The 1,108-nt window shown below is 25.3% G+C and carries 2 protein-coding genes; both read left to right on the forward strand.

Annotated features, from left to right (window positions below; genetic code table 11):
* Window positions 1-723: ABC-three component system protein (locus KPC_RS20530; protein WP_121976024.1), on the forward strand; the 723-nt coding region annotated here is incomplete at its 5' end.
* Window positions 707-1,108: ABC-three component system middle component 2 (locus KPC_RS19955; protein ID WP_146196690.1), on the forward strand; the 402-nt coding region annotated here is incomplete at its 3' end. The genes KPC_RS20530 and KPC_RS19955, both read left to right, overlap by 17 nt.

Genomic DNA, 1,108 nt, shown 5'->3' on the forward strand with positions numbered 1-1,108 from the left:
GAATATACTAAACCTAAAAAATATTATTTATGTACTTTAAAGATTGGATCAACACTACACGATTATTTTTTAAATACCACCAATTTTCAAACAGCTTTTATAAAAATGACAATAGAAAAAAATGGTGATTTTAATAGTTACAAAATCAAATCTAAATTAAATGATTTCTTAAGCTATATTAAAAATTTTGATTTTTCAATTATAAGTTATTACTTACCAAAAGATTTAATTAAAATCCATTCAACATCTATTAATCATTGGCACTTATTTGGTGAATTACCATTACGTGGTGATGATCCGATAGTTCCTATCAAACCAGAAGAATATGAAGAAGTTTATATAAATGAATTAATAAAATTATACAATGATCTAACCAATCAAAAATATACACTAGAAACATTAACAAAACAATTTCAAAATCATCTTAATAGCCAGCGTAAAGCTTTTTTTGTTGCGGAAGGTCTTAAACGATTCAGCCGAGATAAAATACCTGAAGCATTTGATACATTATTAGAAGAATTGTTAGTCTCAATTGAAGTTATCTTATTTAATTATTTTGAAAATAATATGGAAAAATTTTCAAAAATAATCCAATATGTAAGTAGTACATCTGTAACAAACAATCCATTATCACATAGATTGAAACCAAGTGATCTCGCCGGTTGTTGTCATCATTTAGTTAATAATCATAGATTTAAATGGGTTGATGATGAAAATATATAATAATCCCCTTGAACTTGGCATACGTGGGTGTTTTGCCATTTACTATAATCACCCTATTCATATGACTATTAATAAAATAGCATATTTAGATTATATGACTATTTATTCAAAAAAATTCATAGGCATTGAAAGTTTGCACCCAGAAGTTCCAATGCATCAAATGGAATTTTTACTTAGGTTTGAACTTTTAAAAAATGGATTAAACCAAATGATAAAAAAGAATTTTTTAAATATATCTTATGAAAACTATAACTTATATTATATCAGAGGTGAAAATTTATTTTCTTTCATCAACTTATTGGATTCAGACTATCACATTCAATTATTAGAAAGATCAAAAAGGGTTATTGATACTTTTGGTCATCTAAGTGAAGGTGAATTATAT

The sequence above is a fragment of the Acinetobacter stercoris genome, assembly GCF_900323515.1.
Taxonomy (GTDB): domain Bacteria; phylum Pseudomonadota; class Gammaproteobacteria; order Pseudomonadales; family Moraxellaceae; genus Acinetobacter; species Acinetobacter stercoris.